Source organism: Kurthia sp. Dielmo (genome assembly GCF_000307285.2).
GTDB lineage: Bacteria > Bacillota > Bacilli > Bacillales_A > Planococcaceae > Kurthia > Kurthia populi.
Window position 1 is genome coordinate 898,603 of record NZ_HE578956.1, and the last position, 22,441, is coordinate 921,043.

Annotated in this window: 24 protein-coding genes and 2 tRNA genes; 15 read left to right on the top strand and 11 right to left on the bottom strand. The window is 41.0% G+C overall.

Annotation, left to right across the window (positions count from 1 at the left end; all coding sequences use genetic code 11):
* Window positions 1-77: 77 nt before the first annotated feature.
* Window positions 78-170 (top strand) — tRNA-Ser (locus KTHG_RS04780).
* A gap of 10 nt (window positions 171-180) precedes the next feature.
* Window positions 181-253, top strand: a tRNA-Phe gene (locus tag KTHG_RS04785).
* A 76-nt stretch (window positions 254-329) separates the two neighbouring features.
* Here KTHG_RS04785 and KTHG_RS04790 read toward each other — a convergent pair.
* From KTHG_RS04790 to KTHG_RS04800, 3 genes are all read right to left on the bottom strand, one after another.
* Complete coding sequence (locus KTHG_RS04790) at window positions 330-683, bottom strand: hypothetical protein (protein WP_020189796.1); 354 nt, start codon at window positions 681-683, stop codon at window positions 330-332.
* 443 nt (window positions 684-1,126) lie between these two features.
* Window positions 1,127-1,345 carry a DUF3006 domain-containing protein gene (locus tag KTHG_RS04795; protein WP_020189797.1) on the bottom strand — a complete coding sequence of 73 codons (219 nt, stop codon included), beginning with the start codon at window positions 1,343-1,345 and terminating at the stop codon, window positions 1,127-1,129.
* Entirely contained in the window at window positions 1,345-2,220 is an 876-nt protein-coding gene (locus KTHG_RS04800) for a ComEC/Rec2 family competence protein (RefSeq protein ID WP_020189798.1), read from the bottom strand. The genes KTHG_RS04795 and KTHG_RS04800 overlap by 1 nt, the downstream gene beginning before the upstream one ends.
* A gap of 93 nt (window positions 2,221-2,313) precedes the next feature.
* Between KTHG_RS04800 and KTHG_RS04805 the strand changes: the two genes are divergently transcribed.
* Window positions 2,314-3,090 carry an SMI1/KNR4 family protein gene (locus KTHG_RS04805; RefSeq protein WP_020189799.1) on the top strand — a complete coding sequence of 259 codons (777 nt, stop codon included), beginning with the start codon at window positions 2,314-2,316 and terminating at the stop codon, window positions 3,088-3,090.
* Between the two features lie 127 nt (window positions 3,091-3,217).
* On the opposite strand, the gene KTHG_RS04810 is transcribed toward KTHG_RS04805, so the two are convergent.
* From KTHG_RS04810 to KTHG_RS04820, 3 genes are all read right to left on the bottom strand, one after another.
* Entirely contained in the window at window positions 3,218-4,252 is a 1,035-nt protein-coding gene (locus KTHG_RS04810) for a PTS sugar transporter subunit IIC (RefSeq protein WP_020189800.1), read from the bottom strand.
* 177 nt (window positions 4,253-4,429) lie between these two features.
* A complete protein-coding gene (locus KTHG_RS04815) occupies window positions 4,430-5,332 on the bottom strand; it encodes an EamA family transporter (protein ID WP_020189801.1) in 903 nt (300 codons plus the stop codon).
* Between the two features lie 58 nt (window positions 5,333-5,390).
* Window positions 5,391-5,876, bottom strand: a complete 486-nt coding sequence (locus tag KTHG_RS04820) for a nucleoside 2-deoxyribosyltransferase (RefSeq protein WP_020189802.1) — start codon at window positions 5,874-5,876, stop codon at window positions 5,391-5,393.
* Window positions 5,877-6,149: 273 nt separating this feature from the next.
* On the opposite strand from KTHG_RS04820, the gene KTHG_RS04825 reads away from it, so the two are divergent.
* The 4 genes from KTHG_RS04825 to KTHG_RS04840 all read left to right on the top strand — a co-directional run bounded on the left by KTHG_RS04825 (window position 6,150) and on the right by KTHG_RS04840 (window position 10,892).
* Window positions 6,150-6,350: a DUF6501 family protein gene (locus tag KTHG_RS04825; RefSeq protein WP_020189804.1), complete on the top strand. Its 201-nt coding sequence runs from the start codon at window positions 6,150-6,152 to the stop codon at window positions 6,348-6,350.
* A 74-nt stretch (window positions 6,351-6,424) separates the two neighbouring features.
* Entirely contained in the window at window positions 6,425-7,285 is an 861-nt protein-coding gene (locus KTHG_RS04830; protein ID WP_020189805.1) for an AAA family ATPase, read from the top strand.
* A gap of 10 nt (window positions 7,286-7,295) precedes the next feature.
* Window positions 7,296-9,188, top strand: coding sequence for a vWA domain-containing protein (locus tag KTHG_RS04835; protein ID WP_020189806.1), 1,893 nt, complete (start codon window positions 7,296-7,298; stop codon window positions 9,186-9,188).
* A gap of 234 nt (window positions 9,189-9,422) precedes the next feature.
* Window positions 9,423-10,892, top strand: a complete 1,470-nt coding sequence (locus tag KTHG_RS04840; protein ID WP_020189807.1) for a TcaA NTF2-like domain-containing protein — start codon at window positions 9,423-9,425, stop codon at window positions 10,890-10,892.
* A 712-nt stretch (window positions 10,893-11,604) separates the two neighbouring features.
* Here KTHG_RS04840 and KTHG_RS04845 read toward each other — a convergent pair.
* The 4 genes from KTHG_RS04845 to KTHG_RS04855 all read right to left on the bottom strand — a co-directional run bounded on the left by KTHG_RS04845 (window position 11,605) and on the right by KTHG_RS04855 (window position 15,475).
* The gene (locus KTHG_RS04845) at window positions 11,605-12,780 is read right to left on the bottom strand and encodes a toxic anion resistance protein (protein ID WP_020189808.1); all 1,176 of its coding nucleotides are present in this window, start codon (window positions 12,778-12,780) and stop codon (window positions 11,605-11,607) included.
* Between the two features lie 14 nt (window positions 12,781-12,794).
* A complete protein-coding gene (locus KTHG_RS04850; protein WP_020189809.1) occupies window positions 12,795-13,646 on the bottom strand; it encodes a 5-bromo-4-chloroindolyl phosphate hydrolysis family protein in 852 nt (283 codons plus the stop codon).
* A 97-nt stretch (window positions 13,647-13,743) separates the two neighbouring features.
* Entirely contained in the window at window positions 13,744-14,007 is a 264-nt protein-coding gene (locus tag KTHG_RS21760; protein WP_186439492.1) for a hypothetical protein, read from the bottom strand.
* Window positions 13,943-15,475, bottom strand: a complete 1,533-nt coding sequence (locus tag KTHG_RS04855; RefSeq protein ID WP_020189811.1) for a globin-coupled sensor protein — start codon at window positions 15,473-15,475, stop codon at window positions 13,943-13,945. Before KTHG_RS04855 ends, KTHG_RS21760 begins: the two co-directional genes overlap by 65 nt.
* Before the next feature lie 102 nt (window positions 15,476-15,577).
* On the opposite strand from KTHG_RS04855, the gene KTHG_RS04860 reads away from it, so the two are divergent.
* The 7 genes from KTHG_RS04860 to KTHG_RS04890 all read left to right on the top strand — a co-directional run bounded on the left by KTHG_RS04860 (window position 15,578) and on the right by KTHG_RS04890 (window position 20,649).
* Window positions 15,578-15,853 (top strand): DUF1033 family protein, encoded by a 276-nt coding sequence (locus tag KTHG_RS04860; protein WP_020189812.1) that lies wholly within the window; start codon window positions 15,578-15,580, stop codon window positions 15,851-15,853.
* Between the two features lie 228 nt (window positions 15,854-16,081).
* Complete coding sequence (locus KTHG_RS04865; protein WP_020189813.1) at window positions 16,082-16,282, top strand: cold-shock protein; 201 nt, start codon at window positions 16,082-16,084, stop codon at window positions 16,280-16,282.
* 105 nt (window positions 16,283-16,387) lie between these two features.
* Window positions 16,388-16,720: a potassium channel family protein gene (locus KTHG_RS04870; protein WP_020189814.1), complete on the top strand. Its 333-nt coding sequence runs from the start codon at window positions 16,388-16,390 to the stop codon at window positions 16,718-16,720.
* A 315-nt stretch (window positions 16,721-17,035) separates the two neighbouring features.
* Window positions 17,036-18,265, top strand: a complete 1,230-nt coding sequence (locus KTHG_RS04875; protein WP_020189816.1) for an acyl-CoA dehydrogenase family protein — start codon at window positions 17,036-17,038, stop codon at window positions 18,263-18,265.
* Entirely contained in the window at window positions 18,266-19,033 is a 768-nt protein-coding gene (locus KTHG_RS04880) for a glucose 1-dehydrogenase (protein WP_020189817.1), read from the top strand.
* Window positions 19,034-19,045: 12 nt separating this feature from the next.
* Window positions 19,046-19,612 carry a TetR/AcrR family transcriptional regulator gene (locus KTHG_RS04885; protein WP_020189818.1) on the top strand — a complete coding sequence of 189 codons (567 nt, stop codon included), beginning with the start codon at window positions 19,046-19,048 and terminating at the stop codon, window positions 19,610-19,612.
* Complete coding sequence (locus KTHG_RS04890) at window positions 19,609-20,649, top strand: phosphotransferase family protein (protein ID WP_020189819.1); 1,041 nt, start codon at window positions 19,609-19,611, stop codon at window positions 20,647-20,649. The genes KTHG_RS04885 and KTHG_RS04890 overlap by 4 nt, the downstream gene beginning before the upstream one ends.
* 58 nt (window positions 20,650-20,707) lie before the next feature.
* Here KTHG_RS04890 and KTHG_RS04895 read toward each other — a convergent pair whose 3' ends face one another.
* Window positions 20,708-21,547: an aldo/keto reductase gene (locus KTHG_RS04895; RefSeq protein ID WP_020189820.1), complete on the bottom strand. Its 840-nt coding sequence runs from the start codon at window positions 21,545-21,547 to the stop codon at window positions 20,708-20,710.
* A 113-nt stretch (window positions 21,548-21,660) separates the two neighbouring features.
* Between KTHG_RS04895 and KTHG_RS04900 the strand changes: the two genes are divergently transcribed.
* Window positions 21,661-22,182: a dihydrofolate reductase family protein gene (locus KTHG_RS04900; RefSeq protein ID WP_020189821.1), complete on the top strand. Its 522-nt coding sequence runs from the start codon at window positions 21,661-21,663 to the stop codon at window positions 22,180-22,182.
* Window positions 22,183-22,441 lie beyond the last annotated feature (259 nt).

A 22,441-nucleotide genomic window follows, 5' to 3' on the forward strand; every position in this document is an offset into this window, starting at 1 on the left:
GAGCGCCTGCCTTGCACGCAGGAGGTCAGCGGTTCGATCCCGCTAGGCTCCACCATTTTTATTTTTATATAATTTCTGGAGGTATACCCAAGTCCGGCTGAAGGGATTGGTCTTGAAAACCAACAGGCGGGTTAAACCGCGCGGGGGTTCGAATCCCTCTACCTCCTCCATTTTCATAACGGGTTTGTAGCTCAGTTGGTAGAGCATTAGATTGAAGCTCTAAGTGTCGGCGGTTCGATTCCGTCCAAACCCATATTAAACGTCTACGTCATGAACGTAGGCGTTTTTTATGCGTTCAAAATAAAAGCCCATCTATATTTTAGATGGGATCAAAGATTGAATAAATGTTTTGGTTTATCAAATAGCAGTGAGGTATAGTCAATAACATCAACTAAAGCCGTTTCCATCACTGCTTCTATAAATGAATGAAGCCGATTGATGTGTTTGTGTGCATGGCCTTGCATGAAATCCTCAAGTGTTCGAATTGTCGAGCAAATAGCACTAGCTACAATATCATAATCGATATCAGAATAATAAAGGTAAGTGCGATAAATAGTTTGAATTTCTTCACGATCTTGTTTATAAACTTCTGTGAAAAAGGCTGTGTCGACGATCCTTAAATAATCTTGGAATAATTTAAGTAGTGGGTAGTTATGTGAGACATAAACAGAAAATTGGTTCAATGATAAGGAACCCCTCGCTTCCAGGTATAATTCGTTTCAAGAAATAATTTACAATTTTTTTACGGTAGCGTAAATAGTGAAGAAATCCTTTTTATTCCATTGGATTATTTAGGTAGATGCGATAGAAAGTATAGTCGCATAAAAAATGAAGTGTGACTTCCTGAAATGTAAAATGGTACAAAAAAATCTGTATGACTAGGTCTATATAAATAAAAAAATCGTTATTTGAAACAACTTGATTTTCTTTATTCATAAATTGTTTCAAAATCCTTATTTAGAAAATAAAGGAATAAACCAATTTATTTATGTTTTTTATTATAAAGTAAATAGAAAATAACACACTTTTATTCTATATTTAAATCCTTTTACTTATCTATCGTGATGAAATGTCCCGTTTTAGAGAAAAATAAAAAGAGAATGGGAATTTCCCATTCTCTGTGTTGTTACTCTTCAAATAAATCATCTGCAAGTTCATCGATTTCTTCTTGCAGTGTTTGGGTGCGCGCCTCATCTATCGTAATCGTTCCATCTTCCGCAATATCGATTGCTTGGCCGACTTCGATTTCATCGGGACATTGTGAACGCGGAATGTCCTGTGTAGTACCATCTTCTAATTCAATGACAACGAGACAAAGTTCAAAACGGTCAACAATGGCCTTCATTAGCGCTCCTCCTCAACTGAAATGGTCTGTCCATCGGATGTAAAGATGATAGAACCATGCTGATCTGTACGTAAAATGTTAGCGCCAGTCGCTTTTAAACGCTTCAGTGCATCGGCTGTTGGGTGATTGTAGCGATTCCCTTCACCGACACTAATGACTGCATATTCAGGCTGTAACGCAGCTAAGTAGTCAGTATTCGATGCTTCACTTGCACCGTGGTGACTCACTTTTAATACATCAATCGGCTCTAATACGCCTGCTGCTAGCATATCTTTTTCAGCAGGCGTTTCAGCGTCACCTGTTAATAAAAATTTCTTTTGTCCATGCGTAAGTTCAAGGACGGCACTCCAGTCGTTTAAGTCGGCTTTTGAGTAATCCTTTGTTGGCCCAATAAAGGTCATCGTTACACCTTCAGCCACCGACGGAATATCGACGCCTTGCTTGGCTACTTTAATCGATAGCTTTTGCTTTTTCACCGCCTGTAAAAATTCCTTGTAGGCTTGTGTTGTATGCGTCACACGCGGTGCATAGACGGTCTTCACCGGGAAATGATTGATGACATCAGCTAAGCCACCTACATGGTCAGCATCGGGGTGAGTAGAGATGACAGCATCAAGCGCTTTGACATCATGCTGTTCTAAATAATTAATCACCGTTTTCCCTTGACCCTTATTGCCAGAATCGATGACGATGTTTTCTTTCCCCGTATCGATCCAAATGGCATCGCCCTGTCCGACATCGATAATATGTACGCGAATATCACCATCTGTTTGCACCTTTTTATTCGGTGAAGGGGCCTCATCTGCTTGCTCGATTACAACGGCGGCAATGATACAAATAATAATAGCGAGAACAATAATCCCTATTTTTTTCATACGAACCCTCCTTTTGTAAATAATGTACCATAATAAAGGATTATTTGCTGATGAAAGGGAATAAGAAGAGTAAAGAATGAAGGGGTGGAATAGATGACAATTTGGCATGAACAAGAACAAACACCAGGCGCGACATATACAGAAATTGTCGCTGTAGAGCGCGGATTAGGCGTGAAGCTACCGAAAAGTTATGTAGCACAATTAAAAGTACATAACGGAGGAACGCTACGCTATACGAGCTATAATAATGAACAATTAGCAGAGCCGTTATTAATTGAATATATGTATGGCACAACGGGCTCACCGTCGTTAAAAGACACACCAGAGTTAATCAAGGAATACAATTTAGAAGAAAATATCGTCATTTTTGCTGGAGATGGCCAGGAATGGTTTGCCTTTGATTATCGTCAGAGCGCTACAGAGCCGGCTGTACTAGTTTTTACTGCGGATGAAGATGTTATTGAACTTGCGCCGTCATTTGATGCCTTTATTACAGGCCTTGGCTATGACGGGGAGCAATTTATGGAAGATGATGAGGGCGATGATGAAGCGGACTCAGAGATGGCGATTTACGATATTAAGGAACAGCTAAATAACGCGGAATCACCAGATGAGTTACGTGAAGCATTAGAAGCGGCAACGCATTATATGCAGGAAAATCCAGATGAAGAGGCAGATGTGTATTTCGTCGGTGAATTATTGGATGTAGCACGCTACCCAAGTGAAGAGGCACATCAATTTGTGCCACATTATTTAAAATTATGGGAGCGTCAAACAATTATTACTGCTGCGCAAGCTAAAAAATGCATCGAACGCTTGCAACAAGAGGGACGCTGGAGTGAAAATATGCAACAAATTTATGACGCATAACAATAGAGGCTAGAGCATATATGTGAACATAAGAAAACCCGGAATCGCACTGTTGTGCGGTTCCGGGTTTTTGTTGCGAACGTTCAAAAAGGAACGTGATGTGTTTTGTCAAAGCCTCGTCTTTTCATTATTCAATATCAATTTTATAATCTGCTGGCTGAATTAGCTTCACTTTGAGCATAAATACTTTGATTAATACGAAGTTTAATGCGAAGGGTACGACGAAGAATGTCACAAGCATCACAAGTGTATTTTTCATCGACCAGCCGCCATCGACAAGATTCATATGATTTAGTGGCCCAACAAGTCCAGATAAGCCGAAGCCTGCCGACATCGGCGTTCCTTGAATATTTAACACACCTGCCATCGCACCAAGAACGGCTGCAGTAATGAGCATCGGCGTCACCATTTTGGGCTTCATAAAGAAGTTACGCATCTGAATTTTAGGTGAGCCGAGCACATGTGCGAGCGCTGTACCGACGGAATTTGCTTTTAGGCTTGCAAGGAATAAACCTGTACCTGCTGCTACAATTCCTAAGTTCGCAGCACCAGAGGCAATGCCTGTTAGTGATACGACCGTTGCCACACCAACTGTTGAAAGTGGTGATAAAATAAGGAGGCAGAAAATGACTGCGAGTAGGGCACCCATAAGAACGGGTTGTAGGCCCGTTACATATGCAATCCCCTCACCGATATAGCCGGTACCTGATTTGACATAAGGAAGTAACATATAGCCGACCATCCCTGGAATTAAAACCGTTAATGTCGGCATTAATAAAATCGTGTAGCCTTTTAATTTTGTGCCGATTGTTTGGACGAATAGTACCGCCAGTGCTGCAGTAATCCCGGTGTTTAATACAACACCAATGCCTGAAATAACCATGCCACCTTCTGTGAATGTAATGACACCACTACCAAGCACCGCCGCTAAGCCGATACTTGCTGTTTGAATCGGTGTTAATTTGAAACTCATCCCGATTGTAATCCCAATTAATACTGGGAGCATACTCATCACGAGCACCGTGGCATTTAGTACATGGGATAGTGCCGGGAATGTTGGAATTAATAATTTCAAAATCTCACCGATAAGGGCATTTGGAATCAGTGCAACGACAATCCCGATACTCATCCCGGTTAATAGTTTATTGAAGAAATCTTTCATAAAATAAATCCTCCTTGTAAGCCGTTAAATAAAGTAGATTTAGTTTATCGCGTTGAAGTGTAAAAGTAAACGATTAATTCTGAACAATTCAATATTTCTGAAAATAAACGACAATTTAATGCTTTTTCGAGCAAATTAGGCAAAATAAAAACAGACACAAAGTGCCTGCTTTTTAAATTACACGTCCAAGTAGCCTAAAATCATAATCCCGATAAAGATAAGGAAAATGACACCGTACTGGGCTTTGGATAGTTTTTCTTTTAAGAAAATACGTCCTAAAATCATTGAGAACACGAAGAACGAAGAAATGATTGGCGCTGCTAACACAGCTGCTGACGCCATCGCATACGTGTAGAAGAATTGACCTGCTGTTTCGAGTACAGCGGCAATTCCACCATTTTTTTGCTCGCGGATTTTGAAATCGACGCCTTTTGCTTTTAAGTAAATAAAGTACACAACGGCTACTGCAAACCATGTATATTCATACGCAATAATGGCTGGTCCTTCTTTAATCAGTGCGAGTTCATCTAACACAACACCGTCTGCGAATGAACCGACCCCATCAAGTAATGCGTATAGTAACGGGAAGATTAGCGCGATAAAGCCGTAACGATATTTCGTATCGACTTGAATGCCTTTACGACGTAATTCGATATCATCGTATTTCTTCTCGATAAAGGCTAACCATAAAATACCTGCTAAAATAAAGACGAAGCCGGTAATATGAACCCATGTAATATCTTTCGGGAAGAAAAATAAGAGTAGTAATACAGTAATAGCACCTGATGAGTTTTGGAGTGGTGCAACAATTGATAGCTCTAAATAACGTAAGCCTACATAGCCAAAAATCATCGACGCGATATACAGCGCAGATACTGGTAAATACGTAATGAAGTCCTGTGCCTGTACATGAACATCTGCTGTAATCCAATAAATCGTTGCGTGAATCCCCATTACTAAGCCGACCATAATGGCGATTTTAGCATGACTATGACGATCCGTTTCTACAGACGCCTTTTTATAAAAGAGGTTAGCCGCACCCCATAAAATCCATGTTAATATTGCAAATAAAAACCACATAATAAAATTATTCTCCTTTTAATTGGTTGATTCATTTTTTATGGAAAAAGGAATCAAACTAAGGCGAATCTTTTTTGCTTAATGCCGCCACGAGCTCTTCAACAGAAGAAGCAATCATGCCATGTTGCTTAATTAAGCCCACAACGAATAGATTGCGGTAAATAAATTGGTTTTCCGTTGCATCTTGTTTTAATGCATCGATTTTTTTCACATTATCGCGTCCTTGTTGACGTGAATCGGTTAGTAACGCAAAAATAGGGCGTTTTAATGTAGCGAATGCGCCGATTTCTGCCGCCACACCACTATCAATTTCAACGCCATCAATAACGGCGATTAAAAAGTCGCTCGCCATTAAGGCATCCATATCTGCCGAGGCGATTTGTGCGCTATCTGCATACGCAGATTTATCGTTAATCGCGCCATTTTCCTGTGGCACATATAAATCAACGCCAGGAAGCGCCTGACGTACTTCTTTTGCGATAATTTCGTTCACAAGGCGGTCGCCAAAGCTAAATAATCCATTGGCTAAATAACCTGTTTTCATCAATAAAAGACCTCCATTCTGCTTAAATATAAGGATGCTTCACCCCACAGCACTTAGCGGCGAGAATTCCACTCTGAATAAGCGATAAAAGCAATGACAAATAGGAATGCGCAAACAAAAAACCACGTTGGCACACCTGACATAAAACTTAAAATCATCGAATCCCTCCTAATCCATTAATCATAGCACAGCCTTTTTCATCGGGGAACTACACAATATGCGCAAAATCGGGTAAAATAAGAAGGAATTTAATAGAAAGAGGTTGTGACTGAAATGACAATCCATTTAAACTGGAAAAACGCACCAACAATCAAGAAAGTAACATGCACAAATACTGATGCTAAAAAATTCTTAGTATCTAATGTTTTAACTGTCGGTAAAGAGTACGAAGTGAAAAACGAAACAGAAGAATTTATCTTCATCGTAGACAATTCTGGCCACGTTGGCGGTTTCTACAAATCTTATTTCGCGTAATCATTAGACGACTAGGCGACTGTTTGCTACCATTAAGCAAACAGTCGCTTTTTTATTTTAGGAGGGAATTTTTCATGGAATTAATCGAACACGTACACGCAGCACGTTTAAAACGCCAATATGAGCCAGCGGACACGAAGCTCATCGCTACAGGGGGCTACCGTTCACCGGATGCGCATTTACTAGAGGATGTGCTCGTGAGCATTGCGCTGAAAAAGCCGGTGCTACTAAAGGGACCATCTGGCTCGGGAAAAACGAAGATGGCGGAAACGATTTCTGCATACTTTAATCAGCCGATGCATAGCATTAACTGCTCAGTCGACCTTGATGCGGAGAGTATGCTAGGTTTTAAAACCGTTGTACAGCAGCAGGGACAAACGATGATTGATTTTGTGGAAGGACCTGTTGTTAAGGCGATGAAAGCGGGGCATATTTTATACATTGATGAAATTAATATGGCGAAGGCCGAGACATTGCCGATTTTACATAGTGTGCTCGATCACCGACGAATGCTGACAAATCCATTTACCGGAGAAGTCATTTATGCACATGAGGATTTTAACGTCATTGCGGCCATCAATGAAGGCTATATTGGTACGACACCGATGAATGAGGCGCTGAAAAACCGCTTCGTATCGTACAGTGTGCCGTATATTTCAGGGGAGCAATTAAGCGAATTATGGGATGAGCGATTCCCTGAGCTTCTGCCAGCGATCAAAACAATGATGCTCTCGCTTGCAGAGGATTTAAAAAATCAAGTACAGCAAGGCATTTTGAGCGAGGAGGCGGCATCGATTCGGAGCTTACTAGATGCGACGGAGCTTGCACAATTTATCGCGCCGCTGCGTGCTGTACGCTATGCGATTGCTGAAAAATTAGCCGACCAAAGTGAACGTGAGCTTGTCATTGAACTTGCAAAAACGTGGATAAAGTGAGGCGATAACGATGGCAGAAATGGGCCGGTTTATTCAATTTAATAATGAACAGCTAAATGCACGTCAAATGTTGCAATATGAAATGCTCGCACGCGCATTAGCAGGTAATAAGGAACTCGCGATTAATGAACGCCAGCTTATTGAAATGAACCCACAGCAGCAGAAATTATCACTTTCCGTCTTTTGGCGCCACCGCGAGGAAGCCGTTATGCATTTAGGGCGCCTATCAGATATTTATTTAATGGCAGCAGGTTTTTGGCGTTCATTTGATGTGCGTGCTTATCTAGATTATGTCGATGACACAAAGAATGAGAGCTTACCGCGTCTACGCCGGCAGCTCGTATTATTAATAGAAGAATTTCGTTTAGTCGAATATGTATCCAAACAGCGTCCTGGCACAGCGGAGGCCTTTGATGTGCGCCGCCGTACGTATAGCGCGACTCATCGTCAGCAAATGAATGTACATCGTCAAAAGCAACTGTATGCAGAATACGCCATTAATTATTTATATGTAGCAGCAAATGAAGGCACCTTAACACTACCAACGGATGGCTTTGAGGAAATTCGCTGGCAAATGCAGGGCATTTATGACGTTACGTCCACAAATGATAGCATCGCGCTCGCATGGCGCTTAATGAATTTAATTGAGCGGCGTGTACAGAAGGATTTGAAACAAAACTTTTATGCATTATTTGATACTGTGCCTGATGCAGTGACCTTTATCGAATCAAAAGGTGCAACCTGCTTAGCTACAGGTGATAAGGACACCGCGAAGGAAACGATTGAGGAAGTATTTCGCGCCTGGCATCGTGAAACGAAGGAACAAGAAGGGGCGCATTTACGCTTAGAGCTTGGGCGTGGTAATGAGGGCCGTAGTCTATCAACCGATGCCGAAGAAGGCGATGCGCAAAATGACGTTAGTGAAGTCGGAACGGGCGGCGATACAGATCACGAAGCGGAGCCTAAAAAAGACGATATCCCGGAAACGAAGAAATTACAGCGTGGTACGAAAAAGCATGCGGGTGAAGCATTTGGCGATGATAACCGCCATGTTACGTATGAGGAGACGCGCCTTGAAAAAACGGAGGATGCACAGCAACTAAGTGAGCTGCTACGCTTCCGTACTGAGCAAGAACCGTTAGTGAAGGCAATGACGCTCGAGTTTCAAAAGCAAATGGCGCAAAAGCAAGTCGCCAAGCGTACACATTTATCGTATGGTCGCTTAAATAGCCGTGAGTTGCTACAGTTTGTGACGGATGAGCGTCCTAAGCCTTTTTATAAAAAGGATGCACCCGCCAAGCCATTAGATGCGGTATTTGGCTTATTGATTGATGGCTCTGCATCGATGCTTGATAAATTAGACGAGACGAAGCAGGCCGTATTGTTATTCCATGATGTGCTGCGTAAGCTTGCAATCGCGCATGATATGGTGTGCTTTTACGAAGATGCCTACGAGGCAACATCAACCGAGCAACCGAATACGTTTGAGTGGCTACACCGTCTTGAGGACGGGGTGCAAGATGACGGCGCACGCATTATGGCATTAGAGGCACATGAGGACAATCGCGATGGCTTTGCGATTCGCTGGATGGCGAAGCGCCTATTGCAGCGCGACGAAAAACATCGCTTCTTGCTCATTTTCTCAGACGGGGAGCCCTCTGCATTCCGCTATGCTACTAATGGGGTGCTCGATACAGCTGAAGCTGTAATGGAAGCGGAGAAAAACGGTATTTCAGTCGTGCATTTATTTTTAAATATGGAACAACCAACGGACGAGCAGCGCCATCTGTTCGCAACGATTTACGGCAATAAATCTGTCACTGCAGAGGATGTTGCGCAGTTTAGCGATATTACACTGCGCCTACTTCGCAAGCTCATTCGTTATGTGATTCAAAGTACGTAAATGACTAGAAGTGGCTCAAATTTGATTGGAATCTACTAGAAAAATCGAAAATATACAAAAATGACGTATAATTAATGGGAAATGTTGTATATTTATAAAACCTTTTCATCTATAATAAAAAGGAAATGGTTTTAAAACGTAATAACATGCTCGTTTAGATAGTAAACAATCGAGCATGTTATACATAGGAAGACAAACGTCAATTATTTAAAATAAACGTAAAAGGTGGATACAATGAAACAAGTAAAAATTTGTGGCAATCCGGATTGTCGTGCGGAAAACAAAGTAACAAATAATTTTTGTTCAACCTGTGGCAAACCATTGCCTAAAGAAGAAATTCCTAAAAATCCAACGCATGTAGAGGGCGCAACATCATCAATCAATCTAACAAAGACGTCAGCAGAATCACCTAAAACAACGTCACGTTTAGAGAAAAAAACGGTGACACCAAGCAAGAAGAAATCATCGAAAAAGCCCCTGTTTATTGTGGGTAGCATTATCGCATTATGTGTTATCGCTTTTGCCATTTTATTCTTTACAGTCGGGAATAAATCAAGCGTACTCAAACAGCTTGATAAGGCATCAGAAACAGGTAAAGCAAGCGACTTTTTATCGGTAGTATCAATGGATGATTATTTAGCTATTGAAAAGAAAGCATTTGGTAAGATGATTGAAGAGGAAAATAGCGCACAGCTAGCAACTGAGACCATCAATGCTTTTGAGAAAATGGAGCAAGACAATGCCACAACAAGTGATTTGGCCTTTAATTCAGGGCAAAATAAACTAACGTTACTTAAAACGAAAAAATGGGGCTTGTTTACAAATTATGCGATCGAGCCAACTTCTGCAGCTGTCACAGTACCGACAGAGCAAGAAAACTTAAAAATCAAATTTGATGGGAAGGAAGATGAGCTCGGTAGGGGTGCGGATACATGGGAGCAAAAATTATTACCAGGTGAATATGATTATACAATTATTTGGGATTCGCCGTACGGTCAAGTTGAAAAAGTGTTTACAGGTGCAGTGTATAATGAGTATACGAATGAATGGCCGACCGAAATGGAGTTATTCTCACCTGTCTCTATTCCGAGCACCTATGAGGACAAGGATTTAACGTTTTATGTGAACGGCGACAAAGCAGATGTATTAATCGAAGATAACCAACTAGTAGTGCCTCGTAATAGCGCCTTTGATTTACAAGCGAAATTTGAAGAGGACGGAAAAGAATATACGTCGAAAACGATTAAGGTTAATTCGACGACATCAACAGAGCTTGTTTTTGAAGACTATGGTAAAAAAGAGCAAGCTGCTACGCCTCAGCAACCTGAAGAAGATACTACAGCAGACAACAATACAGCAGATGTTAAAGCCGAAATGAACACGTTACTAGATGCTTACTTTGTCTATTATGTAAATGGTGATGCCAATAGCTTAAGTGAAGTTATCGCACCAGGAACAGAATTTTTAAGCAGTCAAACGAATTACGTTAGAGGGCTACAAGAAAAAGGGACGCAAGTTGATTTACGAAATTATCAAATTGCATCAATTAATAAGTTAAGCAGCACGGAATTTATTGCGACGGTAAATGAAGATTATGTCGTACAAAAAGCCGGAGAAGCCGCAAAAAATATTCACCAAGTATCTGAGTATACGGTGAAAAATATCAATGGTCGTTATTACATGACAAAATTAACGATTCGTTAATTGAGAAGCCGTTCCTAATATAGGAGCGGCTTTTTTAATATCGTGAAATGAAATCGCGAATTACCTCAGAAAGCGTCTTTTAGATACGACATATTTTTGAATATGTGACAGCTCTAAGTGAATAGACCTGCAACTGTAGTAACGATATGCCTTTTTATTATAAAAAGATAAATACATACAAAAAATACTGGCGATATGTAGTAAGTTTTGTCCTGATTTTAAAAAAAGAGAGGCTATTTTTGGTGCTCTACGGGATGTTTTTTGACCGCTTTGCGCACTTTACGGGGCATTTTTAATCGAGAATGGGAAGATTTTTCAAGACGACCTATGCCAATTCCTTCTTTAGAATATATTGTCATTTATTTTAAGATGATTAGCGTTATCTAACGCCCAAATTCCTTTTATTGTACCGCTAGAGGATGAAAAATGCCCGATTTCTTTAAAAAACGGGCAGAGTAGCTGCTTATGCTATTGTACATTTTTGCGATATGGCGCGAAATAATGGTTTTTGTTGACAACTTTTGCATGATGCTTACAAAAATGAAAAAAATGTATAGGACGATGGTTTTGTTTTGACACTTATTTCAAAATAAGTCGTATCCAAAAGACGCTTTCTGAGCTAATGAGTAATTTCTGAACAACTATTTTGTGTAGATGATGCGCAAATTAGCAATAAAAAAAGAAGCGAGTAATTCACTCGCTTCTTAACGAATTAACGATATTGCTGTTCGTTTTTTGTGTACTGTAGTTGTAGCAAACGTTGTTTTAAATCTTGTTCCATTTGACTAAGCTCAATTTCAGCGGCGCGACGTTTTTCACGACCCTCTGCTTGGATTTGTAATGTTTCTTCAATCGTTTGCACAAGATTGTCCTGTGTTTTCTTTAATGTTTCGATTTCGACAATGCCGCGTTCGTTTTCGCGTGCGGTTTCAATCGTATTCATACGCAGCATTTCAGAGTTGCGTAATAATAAATCATTTGTCGTTTGCGTCACTTGTTTTTGTGCCTCTACCGCTTTACGTTGATTATTTAACGTAAGGGCAATTGCAATTTGATTACGCCATAATGGAATCGATGTCATAATCGATGATTGAATTTTCTCAGCAAGCGCTTGGTTCGTTGATTGGATCATACGAATTTGAGGAGCCGATTGCAAGGTGATTTGACGTGATAACTGCAAGTCGTAAATTCGTTTTTCTAACCGGTCCACAAACTGGTTTAAATCATTCACTTCTTGCACCTTCATTTGGTCATTCGATGCTGCTGCTTCAGCATGGGCTGCCGGGATAATCTCGTTGACGATTTCATCACGCTTAATTTCTGCCGCTGCAATATAGACATTTAAAGCCTCAAAATAGGTTTTATTTTGGTCATACAATTGGTCAAGCATGCGCACGTCATCTACTAAACCACGTTTTGAATGTTCTAGCTGAACGCCAATGCGATCAATTTGTGTGCTTAGTTTTTGATATTTTGTCATCATTTCGTTTACTGATTTTTGCACTTTATGGAATAATTTTTTCAGGCCCTTTGGTTTTTCTTCGCGTAAATCTTCAGGGTCTAATTGATTTAATTTATTCATTAAATCCGTTAAAATCGAACCGACTTCACCAACGTCTTTTGCTTGGACATGGTCGAGCATTTTATTAGAGAAAGATGATAGAGCAGCTTGTGCATTTGCTCCGTATGATAAAATGGCCTCCGTTTGTCCGATAGGAATCTGCTTCGCTAGTTCGTGTGCTTTTTGCTGTTCTTCAGGTGTTAAGCGGTCCATTTCGCGTACGGGCTTTGCGGGCTGTACAGCTTCGACCGGTTGCTGCTGTGGTAATTGATCCATCGTAAAGGGGTCTTTTAATAAGTCATCCAGCGATTTATCATTTTGTGTCATAAAATCATCTCTCCCTAATTATTAAAGTGGCGACGTTCCATACGTGTTCGCGGCTGCTCCTGTACACGCTTTAACGGTACAAGCTCTGGCTCGCGGAACGGGATATCTTGTTGCTTATCTAATTCCTCTTTTTTCTCAAGTGAAACAGGTTCTTTGGCAGGTTTTTGTAGTGCTGCTTCGAATTCGTCCATTTCATCGAGTTGTTGCGGCTTTTTTGTTGGCATAACAGGCTCTGAATCGGCACGTTCGTGGAAGCGTTTTGCAGTAATACTCGCAAAATCAAGCTCCATTTTCAGCGACTGAATATCGTCTGCTAATACTTCGCGTAAATCCTCGTCTAACATGCGATTATATTCATCTAGTGCATGCTGCGTTTGACGTAGCGCGATTTGCACATCATGGTCTTTGATTTTTTCACGTGATAACGTGACGTATTTTTCAGCAAGCTCTCCAACAGAAGGTAAGTGTGCGTAGAAAAATGTTTCCGCTTGATAAAATTTCAGCGGATTTTTTTTGACGATATTGACAATACGCTTAGCGGTTTTGTTCATATCATACAATTGGCGGAAGCCTTTAATCGAACGGACTTTTGTAAATAAGCTAGCGAGCATAGCTGTTGTATCGGTTGCTTCTTGTAGTTGTTCATCGATTAATTTATATTCTGATTTTGTTAAATTGAATTGTTTGCGAATAGCACGTTTTTGAAAGAATTTTGTTGCTAGGGCTGTAACGCCAAAACCAACAATCCCAGCAAAAACACTAATGAAAAATGGTAGACCGAAGCCCATCCATGTAATGCCCGTAACAATTGGCCCGATTACGAAGGCGAGTGCGTAACGCAAAAAGTGGTGGCCTATATTGAGCATGTGAATCCTCCTCTTTCGTTGAAATACATTGTAATAACATATACGAATAGGATATAAGAAAGTTTCATTTTTTCAAAAAAAATGATTGGCGCACCTTTTATTCCATCGTAAATCGCTTGGCTTCAATACACGCAATTAACGTATTAATATGCGTCAGTACGTGGCTAGACGCCTGTTCTAATGCTTGTAAATGTTGCTCAGCACGCGAAATATGATGATTATTAAATTCGATAACCGCCTGGCGAGCGGATTCATGAACTTGTGCATGATAGGCATCAAGTGCGATATAGCTTGCTTCATCGCCGAAGCGCGCGATGGTTTTTTGGGTCTCGGTACCATTCGCCAAGTCGACAATCCGCATGCGAAGATACCTCATCTGGATGAATAGTTTCAAGCCCGATAAACAGATTGTATACACGCCATTTCCATAAAATATGGTCTGCTTTTGATAATTGTAAAAGGGCATAGCTTGATAATGGAATGTTGTTGTCGGAAACAATATGTAGACGGAATGCATTGATGTCTTGATTCAGTTTGTAAACCCCTTTTGACGTCAGTTGACCAAGATGGCGAATGTCTTGTTGCAATTGATTGATTTCCATCATACGCTGTGACATGTCATCGACAGCCATCGACTGCTCTGCACAAATAGCGGCTGTCGTCCGCACATCCTCATTGATTGTTTCAATCGTATTAACAATATCGGTGAGTAGTGGCAGGGAACCTTTTGCCTCTGCAGTAGCGTTTGTAATAATGCAGGTCGTTTCAGCAATGGAATCGGCAACAGAGGTCGCATAGCGTTTAAGATGATCGACATTATCCGAAACACCAGTTAAGGCATTGACTGTATTTTCCGCGAGCTTACGAACTTCTTGTGCGACGACGGCAAAACCTTTGCCGTGTTCTCCGGCTCTTGCCGCTTCAATTGAGGCATTGAGTGCGAGTAAGTTGGTCTGGTCGGCAATATCATGTACAAGCGTTACGACATTTTCGATTTTATCAACACGCTGTTGCAACTGTTCGAATGACTGCACGATGGCGGTAAAGGTTTTTTCGGTATCGAAAATTTTCGTTAAGGCATCGCCAATAGTATCTTTTGAATGCTGTGCTTTTTGGCGTGAGCTTTCGGTTTTCTCGGCAATCGTTGAAGTCGTGAAGGCAACTTCTGTAATCGATGCACTGACCTGCTCTGTGCTAGCAGTTGAGGACTGTATTTCCGCTGCCTGTCGGTCTAAATGAAGCGCTAAATCTTTCATATAAACAATTTGTGAGGCGGTATCCATTAAATGCCCAACTTCGGTGATGGAATGTTCGAGCATACGCTCTGTAATCGACTCAAATAGCATTTCCTGGTCGATGTTCATGGCAGCCTGAAACGAGCGCATCAAGTCGAATGCTTTGGCAGGTTTAAAGCCAAAGTTATACAATATATGTGTAGTAATATAAAAAGTAAATTGATTAAAGACCACAATTGTTCGCCCAGGCTCGTATTTATAGTGACGGAATTGATAAAAGAACTGTAAGACATTTTCTACATATAATTCATCGCGTGGTTGTAAGAAAAAATTTGTTAAATAGTGATGAATGGCCTCATCCGAAATGATATCCTTGTCATTTGGTGCGATTTCTGTTAAATATAAACGGAAGATTTCGTCCATGGATGGCTTTGTGTCACGTAATTGAGCGTATAAAACCTGTAAGTTTTCCTCATCATGGTGTGAAAAATGGTTGAAGGCGAGTGTTTGTTGAAAACGTTCAAGTGTTTGAATATCGGTGCCACGTTCAAGTAGCTGGTGTAATTCAAGTTTTGGTCGCAGTGCAGAAAACATAAAATCCCTCCAATGAATAATTTATAGATTTATTTTACCATAAAGCATCTCTTTTATTGGTACTATAGTATTGTTTTTTGAAGAATGAAAGGAACGAGAAATATGTATAAAGTGATTTATATGAAAGCAGATTATGAGCCATGGTGGCAATTTGATGGCTGGGAAGAGCATATTGTCCGCGAGCGAGAATTTGCTAATAAATTTGAGGCGGAGCGATTTTTAAAGCAGGCACTTGCAACGATGAGTGAACAATACCCGCATCAAGAGCATCGTAAGGAACGTTTCTGGGCATTTTGGACAGAAGAAGAAATTGCCTTTTGCGAATCATGTGATGATGACATCCAAACGTATCATGGCATTATTTGGCAAAAATCATAACAATAATTTTTGATATTTTTAGGAAAATTTTGAATTTTATTTGACAACGTCTATCAGCGTGATATACTTATTTCAACAAATGAAATTCTGATTGACCGCGAACTTCCATTCACATATTACAAAAAGTGATCGGCTTGTCTTCAACGGTACTTTATGTAATATGTGAATTTTTGTTTTGCGTAGATTTCATTTTTTGTTTGTTCATTTTATTTTTGGAGGTTTTCTCACATGAAACAAGGTACAGTTAAATGGTTTAACGCAGAAAAAGGTTTTGGCTTCATCGAAGTAGAAGGCGAAAACGACGTATTCGTACACTTCTCAGCAATCCAAGGCGAAGGATTCAAATCTTTAGACGAAGGTCAAAAAGTAGAATTTGAAGTAACTGATGGCGCTCGTGGCCCACAAGCTGAAAACGTTGTAAAATTCTAATTTTATGTATAAGAGATGAAGCAATGGCTTCATCTCTTTTTTTGTCGAGAAAAATAGAGAATTAAGGTAAACTAATGATTGAAAGGAAAGGAGGCCCAGTGTGCTATGGTATCATTTCTATTGACTTCGCTTCGCTTATTTAAAGCGATTTTACATATGATGCGCCGCAAGTTATTTTGGTCTGTACTGACGACCTTAGGGTTTATTTTGCTATCGGGTACATTATTTTATCATCAAGTAGAGAACTGGCGTTTTCTCGATTCATTTTACTTTGCTTTTACGACATTAATGCCAACAGGTCTTAATACTGGGCTCTCGCCATCTACAGGTTTTTCCAAAGTGTTTACGATGATTTATTTGGTAGTCGGAACAGGAGCGATGTTATCGATGCTTTTATTAATAGGCTCTGCTGTATTAACATTTGAAAAAAAGAAATGAAGCAGGAGTCTAAAAAAAGTGATTGAGCGCTCCGTAAAACGGGAACAGTTTAAGTAAGAGGTGATAACTATGCTTGAAACATTAAAATCAGATCCACGCCTACAAGCAATTGTTGTAACAGGTGTTGTATTAATCGGCATTGCGTGGCTATCCGATAAGATGGATATTGATTTAACGTAAGGGGTTGCGAAAGCAATTCCTTTTTTAATTGCGAAAAAACGTGTCTGAAATAGAAAATGATTGAATTTTCTAATTAATGGAAGTATACTCATTGTAAACATACCTACCGGTTAGTATGTAAGAGGAGGGCTTTTAATGGAGTTTATGTATTCAGAGAAAGTACAAGCATTACAGGCACGTGTAACACAGTTTATGGAGGAGTTTATTTATCCGAATGAAACACTGTATGAGGAACAGCTTGCCGCACAAAAAGATCGTTTTGGTGCAATTCCACCAATTAAATTAGAATTGATGCAACGTGCAAAAGAAGCTGGATTATGGAATTTATTTTTGCCGGATAGTACATACGGAGCCGGGTTAACAAATTTAGAATATGCACCACTTTGTGAAATTATGGGACGTTCTGCTTTAGCGCCTGAAGTGTTTAACTGCAATGCGCCAGATACCGGTAATATGGAGCTGCTTGAGCGTTATGGCACCGAGCAACAAAAAAAGCAGTGGCTTGAGCCGTTATTAGAAGGCACAATTCGCTCTTGTTTTTCAATGACAGAGCCAGATGTTGCGTCAAGTGATGCGACAAACGTCGAGGCCTCCATCGTACGAGATGGCGATGAATACGTTATAAATGGGCGCAAATGGTGGAGCTCTGGTGCTGGGGACCCGCGCTGTACGATTTCGATTGTTATGGGCAAAACCAACCCGGATGCACCGCATCATGAGCAGCAGTCGATGATCTTAGTGCCGATGGATACACCGGGATTGAAAATAGAGCGTATGCTACCAGTATTTGGCTATGATGATGCACCGCATGGGCATGCGGAAATCACGTATACAAATGTACGTGTGCCCGTTAGCAATGTCATTTGGGAAGAAGGCAAGGGCTTTGCGATTGCGCAGGGACGACTTGGACCTGGGCGAATTCATCATTGTATGCGTCTTATTGGGGCAGCAGAACGAGCGCTTGAGGAAATGTGTAAGCGTGTCGAGGCGCGTGTGGCGTTTGGCAAGCCGCTAGCAGCACAGGGAATTGTGCAAACATGGATTGCGGAATCACGTATGGAGATTGAGCAGGCACGTCTTTTAACATTAAAAGCGGCGTATATGATGGATACGGTCGGCAATAAAGCGGCTAAACAAGAAATAGCGATGATTAAGGCAGTAGCGCCACAAATGGCATTGAATGTGATTGACCGAGCAATTCAAGCATTTGGTGCGAAAGGCGTTAGTGACGATACACCGCTTGCCTTTTTATGGGTGCAGGCACGTACACTGCGCTTTGCAGATGGTCCGGATGAGGTGCATAAGGCGCAAATTGCAAAATTAGAGCTACGAAAATATGCGACACAGAAAGCGAGTGTGAACTAAATGGAGATGTTTCGATTAGATGGGCAAACAGCGATGATTACAGGTGGCGGCCGCGGACTTGGCGCACAAATTGCGCAGGGCTATGCGGAAGCGGGCATTCAAAATCTTGTCTTATGCTCACGTAAGCAGGAGGCATGCGAGGAAACGGCGGCACAGTTGCGTAGCACATATGATGTCAATGTGTTAGCGCTTGCCTGCGACGTGACGGATGCTACAAGCGTGCGCGAGGCAGTCGAGCAAACAATTGAAGCGTTTGGTCAGCTCGATATTTTAGTGAATAATAGCGGTGTCTCATGGGGAGCCTCTTTTTTAGAGATGCCACTTGAAGCCTGGAATAAGGTTGTTGACACGAATATGACGGGAAGCTTTTTAATGAGCCAGGCAGCAGCAACGGTTATGCAAAAGCAAGCGCAAGGTGTCATTTTAAATATTGCATCGATTGCAGGTTTTGGCGGCACACCACCTTTTATGGAAACAGTCGGCTACAATGCGAGCAAGGCGGGCATTATTGCGATGACAAAGGATTTAGCAGTGAAGCTTGGGCGTTACAATATTCGCGTCAATGCACTTGCACCAGGTTTTTTCCCTACAAAAATGTCGACAGCGCTTATTGAGCACGGGCAATCGTATATTGAAGGGCATACACCACTTGGCCGTTTAGGCGGTGCGGAAGATTTAAAAGGTGCGGCTATTTTCTTAGCATCACCTGCAGCGAGCTATATTACCGGCGCAATATTGCCAGTTGATGGCGGTATGAGCACGTATTAGGGAGGGCTTTAGATGAAGGAACAACTTGTGGCAGAAAGTGTGCGCTTATTTGAACAACGTGGTTTTACGAATACATCCTTGCAAGACATCGTCGAAGCACTCGGTGTGACAAAGGGAACCTTCTATTATTACTTTCCAACAAAAGAAGCGCTTTTAATGACAATTCATGAAAGCTATATTGATTCGCTACTCGATAGGCAGCAGCGGGTTTTAGCGCAGACAAAAGATGTGCGTACACAATTGCGCCATATTGTGCAGCTCTTAATAGAAGATATTCAAACACATGGGCAACAAGGTCGCGTCTTTTTTCGCGAAATTCGGCATCTTGATGAGACGAACGGGGCACGTATTCGTGATAAGCGACGTCAGTTTCGCATCGTACTCGAGCAAGTCATTGCCAATGGTGTAGAGAATCGCACATTTCGTCACACATTGCGCCCGGATATGACAGCGTTTGTGATTTTAGGTATGACCAATTATAGCTATCAATGGTATCAGCCAGATGGCGAGATGGCACCGCAAGATTTAGCTGATTATTATGTCACATTATTGTTAGATGGAATGGAGGAAAGGCCATGAAAGATACGATTGATGTACGCACAGGAGAAGAGCTCGACATAGTAAAATTAGAAGCATTTATTCAACAGCATAAGCCAGCGCTTGGGCGGCTACGAACATATGAACAATTCGGCGCCGGTGCATCGAATTTAACGTATGCGCTCACATTTGAAGGGGGAGAGTATGTACTACGTCGTCCACCACTTGGCCCTGTTGCACCAAAAGCACATGATATGGCGCGTGAATATACGATTTTATCGATGCTACAGCCACATTTGAAACAAGTGCCGACACCGCTTCTTTATTGTGAGGATACAGCTGTCCTCGGTGCACCATTCTTTTTAATGGAAAGAAAGCGTGGCATCGTGCTCGATACGAAAATGGATGGCACGTATGATGAACCACTTGGTCAGCGCATTTCAGAATTAATGCTTGATTTGCTCGTATCACTGCATGCCATTGATTATAAGGAAACGGCGCTTTATGATATGACGAAGGCAGAAGGGTTTTTAGAGCGCCAAGTGCATGGCTGGATTGCGCGCTATGATAAGGCAAAAACCGATGATATTAAAGCAGTGGAGGAATTAACGCTTTGGCTTAAAAATCATATACCCGATTCATCGGATGCGACGATTATTCATTATGACTTTAAATTGAATAATGTCATGTTCAATGACGATTTCTCAGACATTATTGGGTTGTTTGATTGGGAAATGACGACAGTTGGGGACCCGCTTGCGGACTTAGGTGTTATGATGAGCTACTGGGTTACCGAGCAGGATGAGGATACGCTAAAATATATGCTCGGCAAACCGCCCGTTACCGTACTCCCAGGATTTTATACGCGCGAAGAAATGATTGCGCGCTATGCTGAAAAAAGTGGACGCGATGTATCGGCGATGCCTTACTATATAACCTTTGCCTATTTTAAATTAGCGGTCATTGGGCAACAAATTTACGCGCGCTATCGTCATGGGCAGACGCAAGATGCACGCTTTGAACAGTTTGGACAACTCGTGAAAAATCTTATGCAGCATGCCTTAGCACAGACGAAATAGCAAGAAAAGAAGGAACCGCTTTGGCGCGGTTCCTTCTTTGTGTTGTGAGTGTTCGAGATTAACGTCCGAAATCAAAGCCTTCTGGATCTGGACCATAGTGGCCATCTTCATTTAATGCTTCAATTAATAAAATATCTTCGCCATCTAAATCAAAATCAAAAATAGCGATATTTTCTGCAATACGACTAGGTGTCATTGATTTTGGAATGGTTACGATATCCGTTTGTGTTTGCCAGCGTAAAATAATTTGCGCAGTGGTCTTACCGTATTTTGATGCGATTGTTTTTAAAGTAGCGTGCTCTAAAATTTCAGCATTCATTAGTGGTGACCACGCTTCAATTTGGATACCTTTTTCAATACAAAAGGCATGGACTTGTTTTTGCGTTTGCAGTGGGTTTAATTCGATTTGATTCACCGCAGGCACAATCGTTGTCTCTTTTAGTAATTTTTCTAAATGATGTACATGGAAGTTGCTGACACCAATCGATTTTACGCGTTTATCTGCATAAATCTTTTCAAGTGCCTCCCACTGTGGAATAAAATCGTTTTTCGTTCCTGGCCAGTGTAATAAGTATAAATCTAAATAATCTAGTTCCATACGCGCGAGTGCATCATCATATGCTTGTAGTGTTTCTTCGTATGAAATGCCGTCATTCCATGCTTTTGATGTGATGAATAATTCTTCACGTGTGACAAGTCCTTCAGCGATGGCTTCACGAATCCCTTGACCTACTGAAGCTTCATTTTCATAAATCGCTGCTGTATCGATTAAACGGTATCCTTCTTTAATTGCCGTTTTAACGGCGGCAGCTAAATCAGCGCCTTCTGGTACACGGAATGTACCATATCCTACACGCGGAATAAGTAATCCATTATTTAATTCAATTGTTTTTGACACACATACTCGCTCCCTTATAAAAAGATAAATTTGTACACTGAATCTATCATAACGTATTGTTTTTATTTTTGGAAAGAAAAGGTATCTGTTACACTGAGGAAAGGGGGGATTTAATGAAACGCGTAAAATTATACATTGCGATGAGCTTAGATGGCTATATTTCAACACCAGACGGCTCAATCGAATTTTTAAATAAGGTAGAAGGCGAAGGCGATAATGGCTATCTCGCCTTTTACTCAACCATCGGAACTGTTGTGATGGGGAGTCTTACATATGATTGGATTTTACGACATGCGCGCGTTTTCCCGTATGCGCAGCGTCGTTGCTATGTGATGACCTCGAAAGAGCGCATGAACAATGCCAATGTGACATTTACACAGCAATCACCAGCAGAACTTGTTACACAAATACAGCAGGATAGTGAGCGTGATATTTGGCTAGCAGGTGGGGCGAAGTTAGTAGAGAGCTTTTTACAAGCCGATTTAGTTGATGAAATGATTCTTACGATTGCTCCCGTTGTACTAGGTGAAGGCATCCCACTATTTTCAGAACGTGTGCCGATGAGTGACTGGAAATTGATTCAAACACAAAACTATAATCAATTTGTAGAACTTACGTATAAGAAAGAAGAGTAATTTGATGCAAGAAAACCATAGAAATCTCATTGTATTGTTACGATACAGTGGGATTTTTTTGTTTTTGAAGAAGAATGAATGAACGAAATAGCGAACTATCGCTTTAACTAGAAATCGCGCGATGACGGGCCTTGTAAGCTAAAAACAAATCAATTTTTTTTGCGAAAAGTATTGCAATTTGATTGTGTACACTATATAATAATTTATGTTCTTAAGAAATAAGACGTAAAACATTTGAATATTTAAATAAGTCAAGCAC